Source organism: Pseudoxanthomonas sp. Root630, from assembly GCF_001427585.1.
Lineage (GTDB): Bacteria > Pseudomonadota > Gammaproteobacteria > Xanthomonadales > Xanthomonadaceae > Pseudoxanthomonas_A.
Window position 1 is genome coordinate 340,240 of the sequence record NZ_LMGY01000017.1, and the last position, 17,520, is coordinate 357,759.

The 17,520-nt window shown below is 66.7% G+C and carries 14 protein-coding genes and 1 pseudogene; 8 read left to right on the plus strand and 7 right to left on the minus strand.

The genetic code is table 11. From position 1 onward, the window contains the following. Positions 1-41: 41 nt before the first annotated feature. Complete coding sequence (locus ASD72_RS16300) at positions 42-2,075, plus strand: amidohydrolase family protein (RefSeq protein WP_235578037.1); 2,034 nt, start codon at positions 42-44, stop codon at positions 2,073-2,075. A gap of 30 nt (positions 2,076-2,105) precedes the next feature. On the opposite strand, the gene ASD72_RS16305 is transcribed toward ASD72_RS16300, so the two are convergent. After that, on the minus strand, positions 2,106-2,705 hold the full coding sequence (locus tag ASD72_RS16305; protein ID WP_056880989.1) for a hypothetical protein: 600 nt from the start codon (positions 2,703-2,705) through the stop codon (positions 2,106-2,108). Between the two features lie 116 nt (positions 2,706-2,821). On the opposite strand from ASD72_RS16305, the gene ASD72_RS16310 reads away from it, so the two are divergent. Then, positions 2,822-3,304, plus strand: a complete 483-nt coding sequence (locus ASD72_RS16310; RefSeq protein WP_056880990.1) for a glutathione peroxidase — start codon at positions 2,822-2,824, stop codon at positions 3,302-3,304. Further along, complete coding sequence (locus tag ASD72_RS16315) at positions 3,301-3,708, plus strand: hypothetical protein (protein ID WP_056880991.1); 408 nt, start codon at positions 3,301-3,303, stop codon at positions 3,706-3,708. The genes ASD72_RS16310 and ASD72_RS16315 overlap by 4 nt, the downstream gene beginning before the upstream one ends. 9 nt (positions 3,709-3,717) lie before the next feature. On the opposite strand, the gene ASD72_RS16320 is transcribed toward ASD72_RS16315, so the two are convergent. The 6 genes and pseudogenes from ASD72_RS16320 to ASD72_RS16345 form a co-directional block, all read right to left on the minus strand. After that, positions 3,718-4,266, minus strand: coding sequence for a TlpA disulfide reductase family protein (locus ASD72_RS16320; protein ID WP_056880992.1), 549 nt, complete (start codon positions 4,264-4,266; stop codon positions 3,718-3,720). A 73-nt stretch (positions 4,267-4,339) separates the two neighbouring features. Then, complete coding sequence (locus ASD72_RS16325; RefSeq protein ID WP_056880993.1) at positions 4,340-5,119, minus strand: ferredoxin--NADP reductase; 780 nt, start codon at positions 5,117-5,119, stop codon at positions 4,340-4,342. 68 nt (positions 5,120-5,187) lie between these two features. Continuing rightward, positions 5,188-6,318, minus strand: a complete 1,131-nt coding sequence (locus ASD72_RS16330; protein WP_056880994.1) for an NAD(P)/FAD-dependent oxidoreductase — start codon at positions 6,316-6,318, stop codon at positions 5,188-5,190. A 149-nt stretch (positions 6,319-6,467) separates the two neighbouring features. Next, on the minus strand, positions 6,468-8,111 hold the full coding sequence (locus ASD72_RS16335; RefSeq protein ID WP_056880995.1) for a pseudouridine synthase: 1,644 nt from the start codon (positions 8,109-8,111) through the stop codon (positions 6,468-6,470). Between the two features lie 221 nt (positions 8,112-8,332). After that, positions 8,333-8,905 (minus strand): annotated as a pseudogene (gene scpB / locus ASD72_RS16340) (SMC-Scp complex subunit ScpB); the annotation flags it as partial. 45 nt (positions 8,906-8,950) lie between these two features. Next, a complete protein-coding gene (locus ASD72_RS16345; RefSeq protein ID WP_056880996.1) occupies positions 8,951-9,856 on the minus strand; it encodes a ScpA family protein in 906 nt (301 codons plus the stop codon). 380 nt (positions 9,857-10,236) lie between these two features. On the opposite strand from ASD72_RS16345, the gene ASD72_RS16350 reads away from it, so the two are divergent. The 5 genes from ASD72_RS16350 to ASD72_RS16370 all read left to right on the plus strand — a co-directional run bounded on the left by ASD72_RS16350 (position 10,237) and on the right by ASD72_RS16370 (position 17,515). Then, positions 10,237-10,536, plus strand: a complete 300-nt coding sequence (locus ASD72_RS16350) for a YciI family protein (protein ID WP_056881090.1) — start codon at positions 10,237-10,239, stop codon at positions 10,534-10,536. Beyond that, entirely contained in the window at positions 10,533-10,799 is a 267-nt protein-coding gene (locus tag ASD72_RS16355; RefSeq protein WP_056880997.1) for a BolA family protein, read from the plus strand. The genes ASD72_RS16350 and ASD72_RS16355 overlap by 4 nt, the downstream gene beginning before the upstream one ends. Before the next feature lie 87 nt (positions 10,800-10,886). Further along, positions 10,887-13,151 (plus strand): glycoside hydrolase family 3 N-terminal domain-containing protein, encoded by a 2,265-nt coding sequence (locus ASD72_RS16360; RefSeq protein WP_081420395.1) that lies wholly within the window; start codon positions 10,887-10,889, stop codon positions 13,149-13,151. A gap of 185 nt (positions 13,152-13,336) precedes the next feature. After that, on the plus strand, positions 13,337-14,365 hold the full coding sequence (locus ASD72_RS16365) for a LacI family DNA-binding transcriptional regulator (protein WP_056880998.1): 1,029 nt from the start codon (positions 13,337-13,339) through the stop codon (positions 14,363-14,365). Positions 14,366-14,467: 102 nt separating this feature from the next. Further along, positions 14,468-17,515, plus strand: coding sequence for a TonB-dependent receptor (locus tag ASD72_RS16370; protein ID WP_056880999.1), 3,048 nt, complete (start codon positions 14,468-14,470; stop codon positions 17,513-17,515). Positions 17,516-17,520: the final 5 nt, after the last annotated feature.

Here is a 17,520-nt window from a genome sequence, read left to right on the forward strand (position 1 = left end):
CTGCGGCAGAATGCGCCGAGCGCCCCTTGACGGAGAGTCCTGTGAAGCCTGTCCTTGCATTCTGCTGCGCGCTGCTGCTCGCGCCTTCGGCGATGGCCGCCGAGACCCTGAAGTACGTCGCGCTGGTGGATGGCGGCAAGAAGGCGGGCGAACAGACGGTCACCACCGGCGACGACGGCGTCACGCGGGTGGACTTCATCTTCAAGGACAACGGACGCGGGCCGGAACTGAAGGAGGAGTACCGCCTCGCGGCGGACGGCACGTTCCAGCGCTACCAGGTGAAGGGGGTATCGACGTTCGGCGCACCGGTCGATGAAACCTTCATCCGCGACGGCGACCGCGGACAATGGAAGAGCACCTCGGATGCCGGCACCCACACCTTCACCGGGACTGCCCTCTATGCGCCGCTGGGCGGCACGCCCGCGACCATGTCCGTCACCCTGGCGGCCCTCGCAAAGCGACCGGACGGCAGGCTGCCGCTGGTGCCGAGTGGCACGCTGACGCAGCGCAAGATCGCGTCGCTGGACATCCGCAGCGGCGATCGATCGCGCACCGTCGATCTGCTGGCGTTGACCGGCATCGGGTTCACGCCGTCGTTCGTGTGGGTGACGCGGGACGCCGAGCCGCGCATGTTCGCCTACATCTATCCCGGTTTCCTGCAACTGATCGAAGACGGTTGGCAGGGCACCGCCAACACGCTGGAAGCGCGTCAGAAGGTCGCCGAACGCGAAGCGCTGGTCGCGATGCAGCAGCGCCTGGCGCATCCCCTGCCGGGCACCACGCTGATCCGCAACGCGCGCATATTCGACAGCGAGAAGGCCGTCCTCGGTGCCGCGGCGGACGTCGTGGTGCGCGATGGCAGGATCCTGTCGGTGTCGCCGGTGGGGCAATCGAGGGTCGCGGCCGACAACGTGGTGGACGCGGCCAACCGCGTGCTGCTGCCCGGCCTGTACGACATGCACGTGCACGCGGGCAGTTGGGAGGGTGGCCTGCATCTGGCGGCAGGCGTCACCAGCGCGCGCGACATGGGCAACGACAACGCGACGCTGCAACAGCTCATGGCGGAAGAGAAGGCCGGTACGCTGATGCATCCGCGGGTGATTCCGGCCGGCTACATCGAGGGGCAGAGCCCGCATTCGTCGCAAGGCGGATTCGTCGTGAAGGACCTGGCCGGGGCGAAGCAGGCCATCGATTGGTACGCCGACCACGGCTATCCCCAGATCAAGATCTACAACTCGTTTCCGAAGGAGATCCTGCGCGACACGACGGCTTACGCGCACCAACGAGGCCTGCGGGTCAGCGGCCACGTGCCGGCCTTCCTGCGCGCGCAGGACGTGGTGGAGCAGGGCTACGACGAGATCCAGCACATCAACCAGGTGATGCTGAACTTCTTCGTCACGCCGGAGACCGACACGCGCACGCTTTCGCGCTTCTACCTGGTCGCGGACAAGACCGATGGCCTGGATTTCGACAGCAAGCCGGTGCAGGACTTCATCGCGGAACTGGCGAAGAAGCAGATCGTCATCGATCCGACCTTGGCGACGTTCGAGTTCATCCACCAGCGCGAAGGGCAGTTGTCGCCGATCGTCGCGGATGTCGCCGACCACCTGCCGCCGGACGTCCAGCGCGGCCGGCGTGCGGCCGAGATGGACATCAAGGACGACGAGACCGGTGCGCGCTACAAGCGCAGCTTCGACAAGCTGGTGGACTTCACCGGGCGCATGTACCGGGCCGGCGTGCCGATCGTCGCAGGCACCGACGAACTGCCGGGCTTCACCCTGCAGCGGGAGCTGGAACTGTATGTGCAGGCCGGGCTGACGCCGGCGCAGGTGCTCCAGGTGGCCACCTGGAACGGCGCCAAGTACACCCGCACGCTGGAGGATGCCGGCTCGATCACGCCGGGCAAGCGCGCCGACCTGGTGCTGGTGGACGGCGACCCGACGACGAACATCGCCGACGTACGCAAGCTGGCCCTGGTGATCAAGGGCGGGCAGGCGTACTACCCGGCCGAGATCCACGAAGCGCTGGGCATCGCGCCGTTCTCCGCGCCGGTCAAGGTACAGCCGGCGCGCTGACCCGGCGGGTGCAGGCGCGGTGCGGCGGCGCTACGCCAGATTCTCGTAGCGCCGCCAGATCCAGCTCAATTCGTACAGCAGTGCGGCCACGGCGAAGACGCCGTGGAAGCGGGGATTGCGCGTGACGATCGCCGCCGCACTGCCGGCGATGTACATGGCATTCCGCACCCAGTATTCCGTACCCAGCTGGTGTGCGTACGCGGGGCCCTTGATCAGCGTGTCTCCGGCGTCGACGACGAACATCAGCGCGAGCAGGCCGAAGAACCAGTGCTTGCGCCCGTAGTAATAGTCGCGATACCCGGCGCCTTCCGGCAGCGATTCGGGAAACACCAGCGCGCACAGCAGATAGAGCAGCAGGGCGTAGAGGGTGACGTAGAGGTACAGGTTGAAGTTCCAGTGCGCCTGGTGGGACAGGCTGAACTCCCACCACCAGAAATGCAGCAGGTAGACGAACATGAAGGCCGCCCAGACCAGGTGCACCCCGTAGACGGGATGCGCGCGCGGGCGCTCGACGATGCGCGCCGCATGGCGCAGCAGGTGGGTCAGTCCCAGGCCGACGATCATGCCCAGCAGGATGCGGACATGGATGTAGAGGTTGGCGTGGCTGGCGGGATCGGCGGCTTCTTGCATGGGCAGCGTCCTGGATCCGGTGCGCAGCCACGTTAGCCGATCATCGGGCTCCCTGCACGATGCCTTGCCCCGCGCGCGCCGGCGGTGTCTGATAGCGCCTTTCCCGGAGACCGCGCATGACCACTGCCTACGACTTTTCCGCCCAGGACATCGATGGCCACGAGCGCTCGCTCTCGGAGTACCAGGGCAAGGCGCTGTTGATCGTCAATGTCGCGTCCAAGTGCGGCTTCACGCCCCAGTACACCGGGCTGGAGGCGCTGTGGCGCGAGTTCGGCCCGCAGGGGCTCGTGGTGCTGGGTTTTCCCTGCGACCAGTTCGGTCACCAGGAGCCGGGCGACGAAACGGAAATCCGCAACTTCTGTTCGCTCAACTACGACGTGACGTTCCCGATGTTCGCCAAGATCGACGTGAACGGCGACGCTGCGCATCCGCTGTGGAAGTGGTTGAAGAAGGAGAAGAGCGGGCTGCTGGGCATCGGCGCGATCAAGTGGAATTTCAGCAAGTTCCTGGTCGGTCGCGATGGCGGCGTGATCAAGCGTTATGCGCCGACCGACACGCCGGAATCCCTTGCCGGCGACATCCGCTCCGCGCTCGCGTGAACCCCGTGCCCGGCACTGGCGACGGCCCGTTGTTCCATATCGAGTTCGTCACGGTGGACTATGGCCTGCGTGCCTGGGCGACGGGCATCAACGGAACGCTGGATACGACGCTCGCATGCTGGCGCACCATCGCCGAAGAAGTCCGCCGTGTCCGGCCCAAGGGCCTGCTGGTGGTGGACGACATGGAGGGAGAGCCGCCGCCGCCGGGCCAGCTGCTGGAATTCGTGCAGGCGATGCAGGGGCAGGGCATGGAGGCCGTGCGGATCGCCTATGTCGAGCGCCACACCCAGCAGATCCCGCAGGTGGAGTTCGCCGGGCTGCTGGCCAACGAGCACGGGTTCCATGCGCAGATCTTCGGCGACGAGGCCGCCGCCGTGATCTGGCTTCGCTACGGGGGCGGCTAGTCCCGCCCGTCAGCCCTGCGCAGCGGGCTTTTCGACTTCGCGTTGCAGCGCTTCTTCCGGCAGCAGATCGAGGAGCTCTTGGGTGAAGGATTGCAGCACATCCTCCGAGTAGCCGCGGTGGGTCTGCGCGATCACGCCATCCTGGCCGATAATGAACATGTTGGGCAGGGCGGTGACGCCATAGCGGTCGCTGACCACGCCCCGTTCGTCGTGCACGTAAGTGACCTTCAGGCCCTTGTTCGCGCGGATCACGGCATTGAAGTCGCGGCGCGGCTCCTTGAAGTTCACCGCGATGACTTCCAGGTGCTCGCGGCCGACGATCTCCTGGACCCGGCCCAGCATCGGCAGCTCACGCCGGCATGGCCCGCACCAGGACGCCCAGAACGTCACCACGACCACCTTGCCCTGCAACGCGGCCAGGTCGATGGTGTTTCCTTCGCGATCCTTCAGGCCGATGGGCGGGGGCGTTTCCCCTATCCCGGGCTGCTTCACCGGTTCGGCGGCATGGGCACACGTCGTCACGGCCAGCAGGGCCGCCAGCCACAGGCTACGCATCATTCGCTTGTCCTCCCCAGGACGTTGCGGGCGAGCGTAGCACCTGTGGCGACCGGGCGGTGGTCCCGGGCCGGGTCTATTTCTCGACGAAAGCGCGTTCGAACACGTACTGGCCCGCGGTGCCGATGCGCGGCGCGGCGGTGAAGCCGCGGCCGTCCAGCAGCGCACGGAAATCGGCCAGCATCTGCGGGCTGCCGCAGATCATGGCGCGGTCGTGTTCGGGGTCCAGTGCCTCGATGTCGAGCGTCTTCATCATCTCGCCGCTGGCCATCAGGTCGGTTAGGCGGCCGCGGTTCGGGAAGTCCTCGCGGGTGACCGCCGGGTAGTACAGCAGCTTCTCGCGGATGGTCTCGCCGAGGAACTCGTGTTGCGGCAGTTCCTTCTCGAAGTAGTCGCGGTACGCGAGGTCTTCCACACTGCGCACGCCGTGGGTCAGGACGACCTTGTCGAAGCGCTCGTAGGTCTCCGGGTCCTTGATCACCGAGAGCCAGGGCGCCAGGCCGGTGCCGGTGCCGAGCAGATACAGGTTGCGGCCGGGGTGCAGGTCGCTGATCAGCAGGGTGCCGGTGGGCTTGCGGCCGATCAGCACGCGGTCGCCGGGCTTGATGTGCTGCAGGCGCGAGGTCAGGGGGCCGTTGGCCACCTTGATGCTGAAGAACTCCAACTGCTCTTCCCAGTTGGCGCTCGCGATCGAATAGGCGCGCAGCAGCGGCTTGCCCTCGACTTCCAGGCCGATCATCACGAACTGGCCGTTCTCGAAGCGGAAACCGTCGTCGCGGGTGGTGGTGAAGCTGAAGTAGGCGTCCGTCCAGTGACGGACATCGAGCACCGTTTCGGCGCCGAACGCGGAGGACATGTGGGGGTCTTGGCTATTGAATCAACGGCCTATTGTAGCCGACGCCTGCGCTTCGGCCTTGATCGTACTCAATCGATTCGCGCGGAGGCGTCCGCCTCCGGCGCGTGGACTGCATGGCCGCGCCGGTGGAAGTACAGCTGTTCGGCAACGCAGCGCATGAAGGGGGTCCTGAAGGCCAGGTTGAAAAGCCCGTCGAACTGGGCATGGTCGAAGGCCCGGCGCAGCAATCGTTTGGCCCGGAAGGCCGGCACCGCGTCCATGGCGGGCAGGGCAAGGCTGGCGTCGCCCTGCTGCAGGTTGTGCACGATCGCCAGACCGACCGCAGTACCGTGGCGCAAGCCGGCATGGATGCCGCCGGCCGTGACCGGCGACACCATGCCGGCCGCATCGCCGATGAGCACCACGCCGTCCCGCTGCCGGGGACGCACCGGTCCTCCGCACGGGATCAGTCCGGCGCGGACACTGTCGGGGCGTCGGGGGGCTGGCAGGCCCGTCATGACGGCGGTGTGGTGGAGGAAGCCATCGATGTCGGGCACGGCCGATGATCCCGGCACGTGCCGCCGCGCCAATCCGGCCTGCACGCCCGTCGGCGTCTGCGCCACCCAGCCGATGTAGCCCGGGGCGTAGTGCTTGCTGATGAAGCAGTGCAGGGCATCGGGCTCGCGCAGGGCCACGCCGTCGAACTCGTGCTCGACGCCATACAGCCACTGTTCCACGCGGCCCAAGCCGAGGCACGTCGCCACCCGTGACGTCGCGCCATCGGCCCCCACCAGCCAGCGTGCGCGTCCGATGCCCGGCAACCTCCAGTGATCTCCGGTGCGTTGCGCGTCGCGGAAAGGCGTGCCCAGGCGCAGCGGTATGCCGCATTCGACCAGGCCCTCGCCGAGCCAGCGCATCAACGCGGGCGTGTCGGTGGTATAGAAACGATAGTCCGGTGCCGCGAGTCGCACGCTGCGCAGGTTCGGCGCGTAGAGGCGGACGTGCGGCACCGCGCGCAGAAGTGCGGCGGGTAGGTCCGCCAAGCAGGCATGTTGCAAAGCTTCGGCCACCAGGATGCCGGTGGTGTGGATGCGTTCGCCGAGATCGCGCTTGCGATCCACCACGCAGACGCTTGCACCGTGTTGCGCGAGGGTCTGGGCGCAGGCGACACCGGCGAAGCCGGCGCCCACCACGATGACGTCGTAGTCCGTTTCCTGCATGCGCGTGGATGCTCCGTTCCTGGGGAGCGTCCAAGGTGCAGTGCCTCTGCGGGGTCGCCATGAAGCGACGGTGAAGCCATCGGAGATGTCGGATGCACCCAAGAAAAAAGGCGCCCCACGGGGCGCCTTCGTTTCACTCAGCCGCTCACTCAACCGTGGCCGCCGCCGCGCGGTCCACGCTGGCCACCACCGCCGGGCCGTCCACCGGGGCCGCGGCCACCGGCGGGGCGACCGCCGGGACGCGGACCTGCGTGCTGCGGCCGATTGCCGCCACCAGGGCGGCCCTGCGGCCGGGGACCACGGGGCTGCTGGCCGTAAGGATTGAATCCGGGGTTCGCATGATCGGACGGGAAGCTCGGCGCATTGCCGGGGTGGCCGTAGGGACGCGCCGCACGCTGCGGCTTGCCGGCGCCAGCGCCCTGCGCACCACGCGGGCCGCGCTCGCCCGCAAAGCCACCGCCCTGGTCGTTGCCAAAGCGGTTGCCACCAAAGCCGCCGGCACCTGCGCCGGGGCCGCGCTTGCCCGCACCGCCGGGCTTGCCGCCCGCGCCGGGGCGTCCGCCGGGCTTGCCGCCATAAGGCTTCTTCGGGCCACCGGGGCCGGCGTTGCGATGGCCGGCGGGACCGGTGTCCACGCCGTCCGGCACGTACCAGCTGCGGAAGGCCGCCGGATTGCCATCCGGCAACGGCTTCGGGCCCTTCGGCGCGCGTTGCTTGAACGGCTTCTGCGATTGTTTGGCCGCCTGTTCGCCGCTGACGGTCAGGCCGCCGTGGGGCTTCTTGCCGCGGCCACGGCCGCGGTCTTCGCGCACGTGGTCGAAGCGGCGCAGCTCACGGCCTTCGTCTGCCGTGTTGTGGCCGTTGACGTAGGCGCTGCCACTGCGGCCGCCACCGACATGCACGGTGGACTTGGAGGCCTTGCGCTGGCCGATGACCGGCTGCAGCGTCAGTGCGGCGGGTGCGCCGTCTTCCAGGCCCAGCTCCTTGCGCAGCGCTTCCACCTGCGCGTCCGCCAGTTCCTGCGACTGGCCGCGCAACAGCGGCTGCGGCAGGCTCACCTTGCCGTAGCGCACGCGCTTGAGGCGGCTGACCTGGCAACCCTGCGATTCCCACAGGCGGCGCACTTCGCGGTTGCGGCCTTCCTTGACGACCACGCGGAACCAGTCGTGCGAATCGGTGCCGCCGATGCGTTCGATCTCGTCGAACTTGGCCGGGCCATCGTCCAGCGCCACGCCGCGGCGCAGGCGGTCGACGACGTTGTCCGGCACGCTTTCCTGGCCTTCCGGCGCACGCACGCGCACGACGTACTCGCGCTCGACTTCGTACGACGGGTGCATCATCGCGTTGGCGAGTTCGCCGTCCGTGGTCAGCAGCAGCAGGCCGGTGGTGTTGATGTCCAGGCGGCCGATCGCGATCCAGCGCGCGCCCTTCATGGCCGGCAGCGCTTCGAAGATCGTCGGACGACCTTCGGGGTCTTCGCGGGTGGTGACTTCGCCTTCCGGCTTGTTGTAGATCAGCACGCGGGCCGGCTCGGTCAGCGCACTGGTGACGAAGGTCTTGCCGTCCAGTTCGATCTTGTCGCCGGCCTTGACCGACAGACCGGTCTGCGCGGTTTCGCCATTGACCTTGACCAGGCCATCGGCGATGCGCTGTTCCAGCGCACGACGCGAGCCGAGCCCGGCCTGCGCCAGCACCTTGTGCAGGCGTTCTTCCAGGCGCGCGGCTTCGACGGGTGCGCTCTCACGCTTCAGGGACAGTTTGCCCAGCGTGGTCTTCTTCGGGGTGTTGCTCATTGCTTCTGCTCCGACGGTGCCCGGTCTTCCTCGTCGGAAGCTGCGGCGTCGTCATCTTGGGGGTGGGAGTCATCGGTGTCGCCGGCGTCTTCGCCGGTATCGGCCGATGCGTTGTCTTCGTTGTCGACGCCGTCGTTCGATGCGGCGAGCGTGTGCCCGTCCTCATCGTCGCGGGCGTCATCGTCATGGCCGTCCACCGGGGCATCGCCGCTGGCGATGCTGACCGGCAGCGGGGCGCCGTCCAGCGGCAGCTGCGGTTCCAGTTCGCCGATGTCCCGGAGTTCGGACAGCGGCGGCAGTTCGTCCAGGCGCTTGAGCCCGAAATAATCCAGGAAGCCCTTGGTCGTGCCGAACAGCGCCGGCTTGCCCGGCACGTCGCGGTGGCCGACCACGCGAATCCATTCGCGCTCTTCCAGCGCCTGGATGATGTTGCTGCTCACGGCCACGCCGCGGACCTGCTCGATCTCGCCGCGCGTGATCGGCTGGCGGTACGCGATCAGGGCCAGGGTCTCCAGCGTGGCGCGCGTGTACTTGGTCTTGCGCTCGGTCCAGAGACGGGCGACCCAGCCATGCACGTCGGCCTTGACCTGGTAACGGTAGCCGGACGCCACTTCGACCAGTTCCACGCCGCGGTCGGCGCAAGCCTCGGTCAGCTGTTCGAGCGCGAGCTCGACGCTGCCTTCCGGCGCCGGTTCCTCTTCCGGAAACAGGCCGTGCAGCTGCGCCAACGTCAGCGGCTGGGTGGCGGCCATCAGCGCGGCTTCCACGATGCGGTTGATGAGCGATTGATCCATGCGGTCCTGTCGTTCGGGCTGGCAGCGGGCGCGGGGCCGGCTGCGTCAGGGGGTGTCGTTGGCAGCGTCGGTGTCGTCGAACTCGCTGGAGAACTGCAGCGGCTCGTTGGTGTTGTTCAGCGCCAGCGACTTGATGTAGATCGGGGCAAGCGGTCCTTCCTGCACGATGTCCAGCAACTGTTCCTTGGCCAGTTCCAGCATGGCCAGGAAGGTCACCAGCACGCCCAGCTTGCCTTCCTCGACGGTGAACATGCTTTCGAAGCGGTGGAACTTGCCGTCCTCCAGCCGCGTCAGCACGTCGCCCATCCGCTGGCGCACGCTGAGCGCCTCGCGCCGGATGGCGTGGCCGGTGAACAGCTCGGCGCGCTTGAGCACGTCGTGCAGCGCCAGCAGCATTTCCTTCAGTTCCACCGGCGGCGGCAGCTTCACCGCCGCGCGGTCGGGCACATGCGCGTTCACCGGGGTGGTGTCGCGATCCTGGCGGGGCAGGGTGTCCAGGTCCTCGGCCGCCTGCTTGAAGCGTTCGTACTCCTGCAGCCGGCGCACCAGCTCGGCGCGCGGGTCGCCTTCGTCGCCTTCCTCGGAGACCGGTCGCGGCAACAGCATGCGCGACTTGATCTCGGCCAGGATGGCGGCCATCACCAGGTACTCGGCCGCCAGCTCGAACCTCAGCTCCTGCATGACATTGATGTAGTCCACGTACTGCCGGGTGATCTCGGCGACGGGGATGTCCAGGATGTCCAGGTTCTGCCGGCGGATCAGGTACAGCAGCAGGTCGAGCGGGCCTTCGAAGGCGTCGAGGATGACTTCCAGCGCGTCCGGCGGGATGTACAGGTCCTGCGGGATCTGCAGCACCGGCTGCCCATGCACCACCGCCAGCGGCATTTCCTGCTGCTGCGGATGCGTGGACGGGTTGGTCTGAGTCGCGTCGGACGCGAGTTCTGGGCTCATCAAGAAACAGCCATCGTGCTAATCACAGCCTCGGCATGCGTGCGGCGCGCGGCAGGGGCGGCGCGGTTCCGGCAATGCCTTAACGAAATCATGCGTCGCAGGGCGAACGCTTCCCTTACATCAACCAGCAATGCACACCGCGGGGGCCGCGGGGGCGGACAGCGAGAGGTCGTTGGGCGCGGGCGGGTGGGGGCAGCGAATCGAACGTCCCGGTGTCCCCGTGGCGGGGTGGGCGGACCGTCTGGCCGGTGCCTACCCTGGACGGGCCGCTGCTTCCGGCCGTGCAATGGAAGACAGGGTAAGCGTTGGCCGGGACCGTGTCCAGCGCCGTGCGGCGGACGGGCACGTACAATTCAGGCTTCGACTCCGGAGTGAAGACCATGTGGTATGCCATTGAAGGCCATGATGCGGCCGATGCCCTGCCGAAGCGCCTGGAAGCCCGGGCGGCCCACCTGGCCCGGCTGACCGCCCTGCGCGACGAAGGGCGCCTGTTGCTGGCCGGTCCTTGTCCCGCCATCGATGCCGAGGATCCGGGCCCGGCGGGGTTCAGCGGCAGCATCGTGATCGCCGAGTTCGACGCGTTGGAAGACGCGCGGGCCTGGGCAGACGCCGACCCTTACGTCGCCGCGGGCGTCTACGCGCGTGTCGACGTGCGCCCCTTCCGCAAGGTCCTGCCGTGAGCCGGATCGAGCGTATCCGGGACGCGCTGGCGGCGCTGCAGCCGACCGCGCTGGAGGTGGTGGACGACAGCCACCAACATGCCGGGCACGAGGGCGCCCGCGACGGGCGTGGCCATTTCACGGTGCGGATCGTCAGTCCGGTCTTCGCGGGCAAGGCCCCGCTGGCCCGGCACCGGACCGTTTATGCAGCCCTGGGCGAGATGATGCAGACCGACATCCACGCTCTCGTCATCGAGGCCCGGACCCCGGACGAGGCGGGCTGAGCCGCGTCGCGTTTTCCGGCACTGCGGCATGCAGTGCACTGTGAAAACGTTTACATTCGCCCCCTTTCGCATCGCCGGGAGGGCGCCATGAGCCAAAACCACCACCCCCTTGCTCCTCATCCCCTGCGGGTAGGCCTGCTGGCTGCTCTATTGGCCGCTCCCGTCGCGGCCAAGCCGCCGGTCTATGCCACCCCCGCCGAAACCGCCTTCGTCGATGCCCTGCTGGCGAAGATGACGGTGGAGGAGAAGCTGGGCCAGCTGAACCAGCCGCCGGGCGTCGGCAACAACACCGGCCCGGCCGCGATGGCCGGCAACGAGGACCAGATCCGCCGCGGTGAGATCGGTTCCTACCTCGGCACCCAGGGCGCTGCGCTGACCTGCCGCCTGCAGAAGATCGCCGTCGAAGAGTCGCGCCTGGGGATTCCCCTGCTGTTCGGCTATGACGTGATCCACGGCCATCGGACGGTGTTCCCGGTGCCGCTGGGCGAGTCGTCCAGCTTCGATCCGGACGAAGTCCAGCACGCTGCGCGCATCGCCGCGATCGAGGCCGCCGCCCACGGCATCCACTGGACCTACGCGCCGATGGTCGACATCGCACGCGACCCGCGTTGGGGCCGCATCGTGGAAGGCGCCGGCGAAGATCCCTACCTGGGCTCGGTGCTCGCCGCGGCCCGCGTGCGCGGTTTCCAGGGCGACGACCTGCGCAAGCCGGATGCGGTGCTGGCCACGGCCAAGCACTTCGTCGCCTATGGCGCCGCCGAAGCCGGGCGCGACTACAACGTGGCCGACATCTCCGAGCGCACATTGCACGAGGTCTACCTGCCGCCGTTCAAGGCGGCCGTCGATGCGGGCGCGCAGTCGATCATGGCCTCGTTCAACGAGATCGCCGGGGTTCCGATGCACGCGCACCGGCCGCTGATCCAGGACCTGCTGCGCAAGGAGTGGGGCTGGGACGGATTGCTCGTCAGCGACTACACCGGCGTGATGGAGCTGATGCCGCACGGCGTGGCTGCCAATCCGGAACAAGCCGGCGTGCTCGGCCTGCGCGCCGGCGTCGATGTCGACATGGTCAGCCAGATCTACGTCAAGGACCTGCCCGCTGCCGTCAAGGCGGGTCGGGTGCCGATGGCGGAGGTGGATGCCTCGGTGCGTCGCGTGCTCAACGCGAAGTACCGGCTCGGCCTCTTCGACGACCCGTATCGCTCCTGTACTGCCGACGGCGCGCGCGAACGCGCGCTGACGCTGACGCCGGAGCACCGCGCCGCGGCGCGCCGCATGGCGCAGAAGTCGATGGTGCTGTTGGAGAACGAGGGCAACGTGTTGCCGCTGTCGAAGTCCGTGCGCACGCTGGCGGTGATCGGTCCGCTGGCCGATCATCGCCGCGCGATGCTCGGCAACTGGGCCGTCGCGGGGCGTGAGGAGGACGCGATCACGCCGCTGGAAGGCCTGAAGGCCGCGCTCGGCGACAAGACGCGGATCGTCGTGGCGAAGGGCGCCGACATCGACAGCCAGGACACCCGCGGTTTTGCCGAAGCGGTCGCCGCGGCGAAGCAGGCCGACGCCGTGGTGATGTTCCTCGGCGAGCACCCGGACATGAGCGCGGAAGCCAACAACCGCACCACGCTCGATCTGCCCGGCGTGCAGGAGCAACTGGCGCTCGCCGTTGCGGCGACCGGCAAGCCGGTCGCCCTGGTGCTGCTCAATGGCCGGCCGCTGTCGATCGGCGGATTGAAGGGCAAGGTGCCCGCGATCCTCGAAGCCTGGTTCCCCGGCGTGGAGGGCGGTCCGGCCATCGCGGACGTGCTGTTCGGTGACGTGAACCCGTCCGCGAAGCTCCCCGTGACCTTCCCGCACAACGTCGGCCAGGTGCCGATCTATTACGCACACAAGAACACCGGACGCCCGCCGCGCGAGGAAGAGAAGTACACCAGCAAGTACCTCGACGTGCCGTGGACGCCGCTGTACGCCTTCGGCCACGGCCTCAGCTATACGACGTTCCGCTACGACGCACCGGTCGTGTCGAAGAAGACGCTGGCACCCTCCGCGTTGCAGCAGCAGGTCAGCGTGCGGGTCACCAACACCGGCAAGCGGGCGGGCGAGGAAGTCGTGCAGCTGTACGTGCGCGATGACGTCGCCAGCATCACCCGGCCGGTCAGGCAGTTGCGTGGGTTCCAGCGTGTCGCGTTGAAGCCGGGCGAGTCGAAGGTCGTCACCTTCGCACTCGGATTCGACGACTTGTCGATGCTGGATGACCGCATGCAGCGCGTGGTCGAGCCTGGCACGTTCACGGTGTTCGTCGGCGGCAGCTCCGACCAGACACGCGAGGTCGCTTTCGAGGTCGCCGCCAAGTAGAGGCGGGGTGTTGCGGTAGTCGTGAATATGCTGCAACGCAAAATACTTGCGGATACCTGCGGGTGCCCGCAAGTGCATGAATTCCAGGTGTTTTCGGCATCGAATAACGCGGGCTTTACACGTTTCCGTGAAAACGGTTACAGTCCGCGCCACTTACAGCAGTCATCACCGCGGAGGGGCGGGGAATGGCGCGAACCTCGGTCACCATCAAGGATGTCGCACGTGAGGCACGGGTATCCGTGGCTACCGTTTCGCGTGCCTTGAACGGTCACGAGAACGTCGCCGAAGCCGTGCGCCAGCAAGTCCTGGCCACTGCGGACCGCCTGCGTTACCAGCCCCATGCCGCCGCCCGCAGCCTCAGCAGTCGTCGCACCCAGACCATCGGCGTGGTGCTGCCCGATCTCTACGGCGAGTTCTTCTCGGAACTGATCCGCGGCATCGATCAGGTCGCACGCGCCCGCCGCCAGCATCTGCTGGTATCCAGCTATCACGGTCATCCGGAAGAGCAGGGCGAAGCCCTGCGTGCCATGCGTGGCCGCGTGGACGGCCTGCTCGTGCTCTCGCCTTACACCGATCAGCCTGGCTTCCTGGTGGACAACCTGCCGTCGGCGCTGCCGGTGGTGCTGATCAATACCGACGTGCAGGAAGCCGCCTATCCGGCGCTGACGATCGACAACTACAGCGCAGCCGTGGCGATGGTCGAGCATCTGGCCCAGGCCGGTCACCGGCGCATCGCCTTCATTGGCGGCCCGGAAGGCAATTTCGACGCACGCGAACGCCTGCGCGGTTACCGCGACGCGCTTGCGCGCTTCGTTCCCGGCGCGGCGCCGCTGGAGTTCGCGGGCGATTTCAGCGAATCCGCCGGTTACGAAGCCGGCAAGCGCATCGCGCAGATGAAGGAGCGCCCGCAGGCGGTGTTCGCCGCCAACGACATGACGGCGCTGGGTTGCCTGTACGCCTTCAACGAAGCCGGCGTGCGCGTACCGCAGGACATCGCGCTCGCGGGCTTCGACGACATTCCGCTCGCACGCTTCGTTCACCCGACCTTGACCACGATGCGGGTCAGTATCGCGGAGTTGGGTGGACAGGCGATGAGCCGGTTGCTGGACACGATTGATTCCGATGGCGAGCGCGTGGCGCCCTCGGCGACGCTGGTCCCCGAATTGATCGTGCGGGAATCGAGCATCGGAGCGGTGCCCCAGGCGAAGAAGTAGCGAGGGAGAGGCACCCGCTTTTTTTTGGGCGGGCTTGTAACCGATTACAGGCGGCCATCAAGCCGGCCAGCAATGAAACAACTTTTTGGAGGGAGAGAGCCAATGAAGTATCGCAACCGTTCCACATTCCAACCCAAGCGCAAACTGCTGACCTGTGCCCTGGCCAGCGTGCTGGTCGTGGCCAGCGGCCACGCCATCGCGCAGTCCTCGAATGCCACGCTGCGCGGCAAGGCCGATGCCGGCGCGCAGGTCACCGCCGTCAACACCGCCACCGGCAGCAAGCGCCAGGTGACGGCAAATGCGGATGGCAGCTACTCGCTCGCCGGGTTGCCGCCGGGTACCTATACGGTGTCTTCAGGCGGTACCGAACGCACGGTGACGCTGCAGGTCGCTACGTCCGTCAGCCTGGATCTCGTCGGCGGTGCGCCAGCGGCGCCTGCGGGTGATACGACCACGCTGGACACCGTCCGTGTGTCCGCACCGCCGCTGCAGGAGGTCAAGACCTCCGAAGTCGGCACCAACGTATCGTTGAAGCAGATCAACACGGTCCCGCAGCTGACGCGCAACTTCCTCGAGTTCGCCGACACCGTGCCGGGCATGCAGTTCGAGACCGACCAGAGCAGCGGCCAGTCCAAGCTGCGCGGCGGCGCCCAGAAGAGCAGCGCCATCAACGTGTACATCGATGGCGTCGGCCAGAAGAACTACGTGCTGACCGGTGGTGTGGCAGGCCAGGACCAGAGCGCAGGCAATCCGTTCCCGCAGCTGGCCATCGGCGAATACAAGGTCGTGACCTCGAACTACAAGGCCGAGTTCGACCAGGTGGGCTCGGCGGCGATCATCGCCCAGACCAAGTCGGGCACCAACGAGTTCAAGGGTGAGCTCTTCACCCGTTACACCAATACCTCCATGCGTCAGCCGACGGTGGGTGAAGACGCTGCGGGTGTGGACAAGGCCCAGACCAAGCAGAACGAGTACGGTTTCGCGCTGGGTGGTCCGATCATCCAGGACAAGATGCACTTCTTCTTCAGCTACGAAGCCAAGGATTTCGTGCTGAACGTCGATCCCGTCGCAACACCCCGTCAGTGGGAATCGTTCGAGGACTTCCTGCCTGCGGGTGTCCGCGCGCAGCTGGGCCCGACCACACAGCCGTTCAACGAAGACCTGTACTTTGGCAAGTTGAGCTGGGATGTGGGCGACAACGATCGTCTGGAGCTGTCGGCCAAATATCGCGACGAACAGGGTGTGAGCGGTGCAGGCGGTACGACCACGGACAGCGCCGCGAAGGTCAACTTCAATACCGACAAGCGCTATGACCTGCGCTGGATGCATTACGGCGAGACGTTCCTCAATGAAGCGCGCGTGACCTATGAGGACTCGCTGTTCAATCCGGCGGCGTTCACGATCGGCAACCAGTCGATCTACACCCGCGGGCCGAACCGCAATGATGTGCTGCTCACCGCCGACTCGACCAGCGCCCTGTCGATCCAGCGCAAGGGTCAAAAGGGACCGGCGTTCCAGAACGACCTGACCTTCAACTCGTTTGAGTGGATGGGCGACCACGTAGTCAAGACCGGCATTAAGTTCAAGTCGGTTGAACTGACGCAGAGTGAAAACTCGGCCATCAATCCGACCTTCCGTTATTCGGTCAACGACGGTTCGCTGCCGATCACCGCTTACTCCCCGGTGGGTACCAACGTCATTCCCTATATGGTGAGCTTCAACGCTCCCTACGAGGGCGCATCGCCTATCGTCACGACCAAGGCCAAACAGTACGGCATCTATATCCAGGACGACTGGGATGTCACTGATCGCCTGCAGTTGAACCTCGGTCTGCGTTGGGACTACGAGGATATCCCGTCCTACGTGGATTTCCGTACGCCGCAGGAAGTGGTGGACGCGCTGTATGGTCCGGGCACGGGTAGCAACTCGGGCGGCATCTACGCTGACCAGCTGCGCGCCGGTGGCGTCAACATCGAGGACTACATCAGCACCGGCAACAACCGCAAGGCCGACAAGAACAACTGGGCGCCACGCCTTGGTTTCTCGTACGACCTGACCGGCGACGAGCGTTGGGTGCTGTTCGGCGGTGCGGGCCGCAGCTACGACCGCAACCTGTATGACTACCTGGGTCTGGAGCAGGTCAAGGCCGCGCTGGCGACCTACGACATCAACTTCGTCGAGAGTTCGGGTTGCACGCCTGCGCCTGGCACCTGCGTGAACTGGGATCCGCGTTTCCTGAACGGGATCGACGAGCTGTACTCGCTGATCGACACGCGTCGTCGCAACGGCGAAATCGACCTGATGAACAACGATCTGGTCACGCCGTACTCCGACCAGTACTCGCTGGGCATCCGCGGCACCATCGGCGAGTGGAACACGTCGGCGACGGTGGCCTACGTGCACAGCAAGGAAGGATTCGTCTTCACCCTGGGCAACCGCTATCCGAACGGTAACTTCTACGACGCTCCGTCGTGGAATGCGAACGATATCGCTCAGCCCTGGGAGCACAACCCGCCGGGTTTCGGTGGGCTGATCCTGGGTGACAACGGTATCGAAACCAAGACCACGCAGCTGCTGCTGTCGGCCGAGAAGCCGTACACCGAAGAGTCCGGTTGGGGCTTCACCGCGGGCTATACGTTCTCCCGCGCGAAGGGCAATCGGGGTGGCGACGAGCACTACTCCTTCGACGGTCCGACGATCGACGCCTATCCCTTCATCGACCTGAAGGCGGTTCCGCGCCATCGTCTGGTGATGACCGGCATCTACGATCTGCCTTGGGGCGTTACCGCCTCGGCGAAGGTGACTCTGGCGACGCCGCCGCCGCTCAACTCCGTTGTCGGCTGGTGGGAGTACGGCTCTGCGACCGCCGTGCCGCCGCTGATCGTCTCGACCGACACGCCTGGCACGCTGGGTACGAAGCAATTGGACCTGTCGCTGTCCAAGCGTTTCGATATCGCCGAGGACATGGCGTTCGAAGTTCGCGCGGACATGATCAACGTCACCAACGCGAAGAACTACAGCTCGTACCGCACGGTCTGGGGTTCCGGTGGCGTATACGATCCTGAGACCAGCGTCGTCAGCACGGGCAACGGCGTCACCAGCTACACGCCGCCGCGTACGCTGTTCGTCAGTGCGCGTCTGACCTGGTAACGGGT

Bases quoted from the DNA above. Each gene is read 5' to 3' on its own strand.
- ASD72_RS16305 (WP_056880989.1), bottom strand. From the start codon at position 2,705: ATGCAAGAAGCCGCCGATCCCGCCAGCCACGCCAACCTCTACATCCAT.
- ASD72_RS16310 (WP_056880990.1), top strand. From the start codon at position 2,822: ATGACCACTGCCTACGACTTTTCCGCCCAGGACATCGATGGCCACGAG.
- ASD72_RS16320 (WP_056880992.1), bottom strand. From the start codon at position 4,266: ATGATGCGTAGCCTGTGGCTGGCGGCCCTGCTGGCCGTGACGACGTGT.
- ASD72_RS16325 (WP_056880993.1), bottom strand. From the start codon at position 5,119: ATGTCCTCCGCGTTCGGCGCCGAAACGGTGCTCGATGTCCGTCACTGG.
- ASD72_RS16330 (WP_056880994.1), bottom strand. From the start codon at position 6,318: ATGCAGGAAACGGACTACGACGTCATCGTGGTGGGCGCCGGCTTCGCC.
- ASD72_RS16335 (WP_056880995.1), bottom strand. From the start codon at position 8,111: ATGAGCAACACCCCGAAGAAGACCACGCTGGGCAAACTGTCCCTGAAG.
- ASD72_RS16345 (WP_056880996.1), bottom strand. From the start codon at position 9,856: ATGAGCCCAGAACTCGCGTCCGACGCGACTCAGACCAACCCGTCCACG.
- ASD72_RS16350 (WP_056881090.1), top strand. From the start codon at position 10,237: ATGTGGTATGCCATTGAAGGCCATGATGCGGCCGATGCCCTGCCGAAG.
- ASD72_RS16360 (WP_081420395.1), top strand. From the start codon at position 10,887: ATGAGCCAAAACCACCACCCCCTTGCTCCTCATCCCCTGCGGGTAGGC.
- ASD72_RS16365 (WP_056880998.1), top strand. From the start codon at position 13,337: ATGGCGCGAACCTCGGTCACCATCAAGGATGTCGCACGTGAGGCACGG.
- ASD72_RS16370 (WP_056880999.1), top strand. From the start codon at position 14,468: ATGAAGTATCGCAACCGTTCCACATTCCAACCCAAGCGCAAACTGCTG.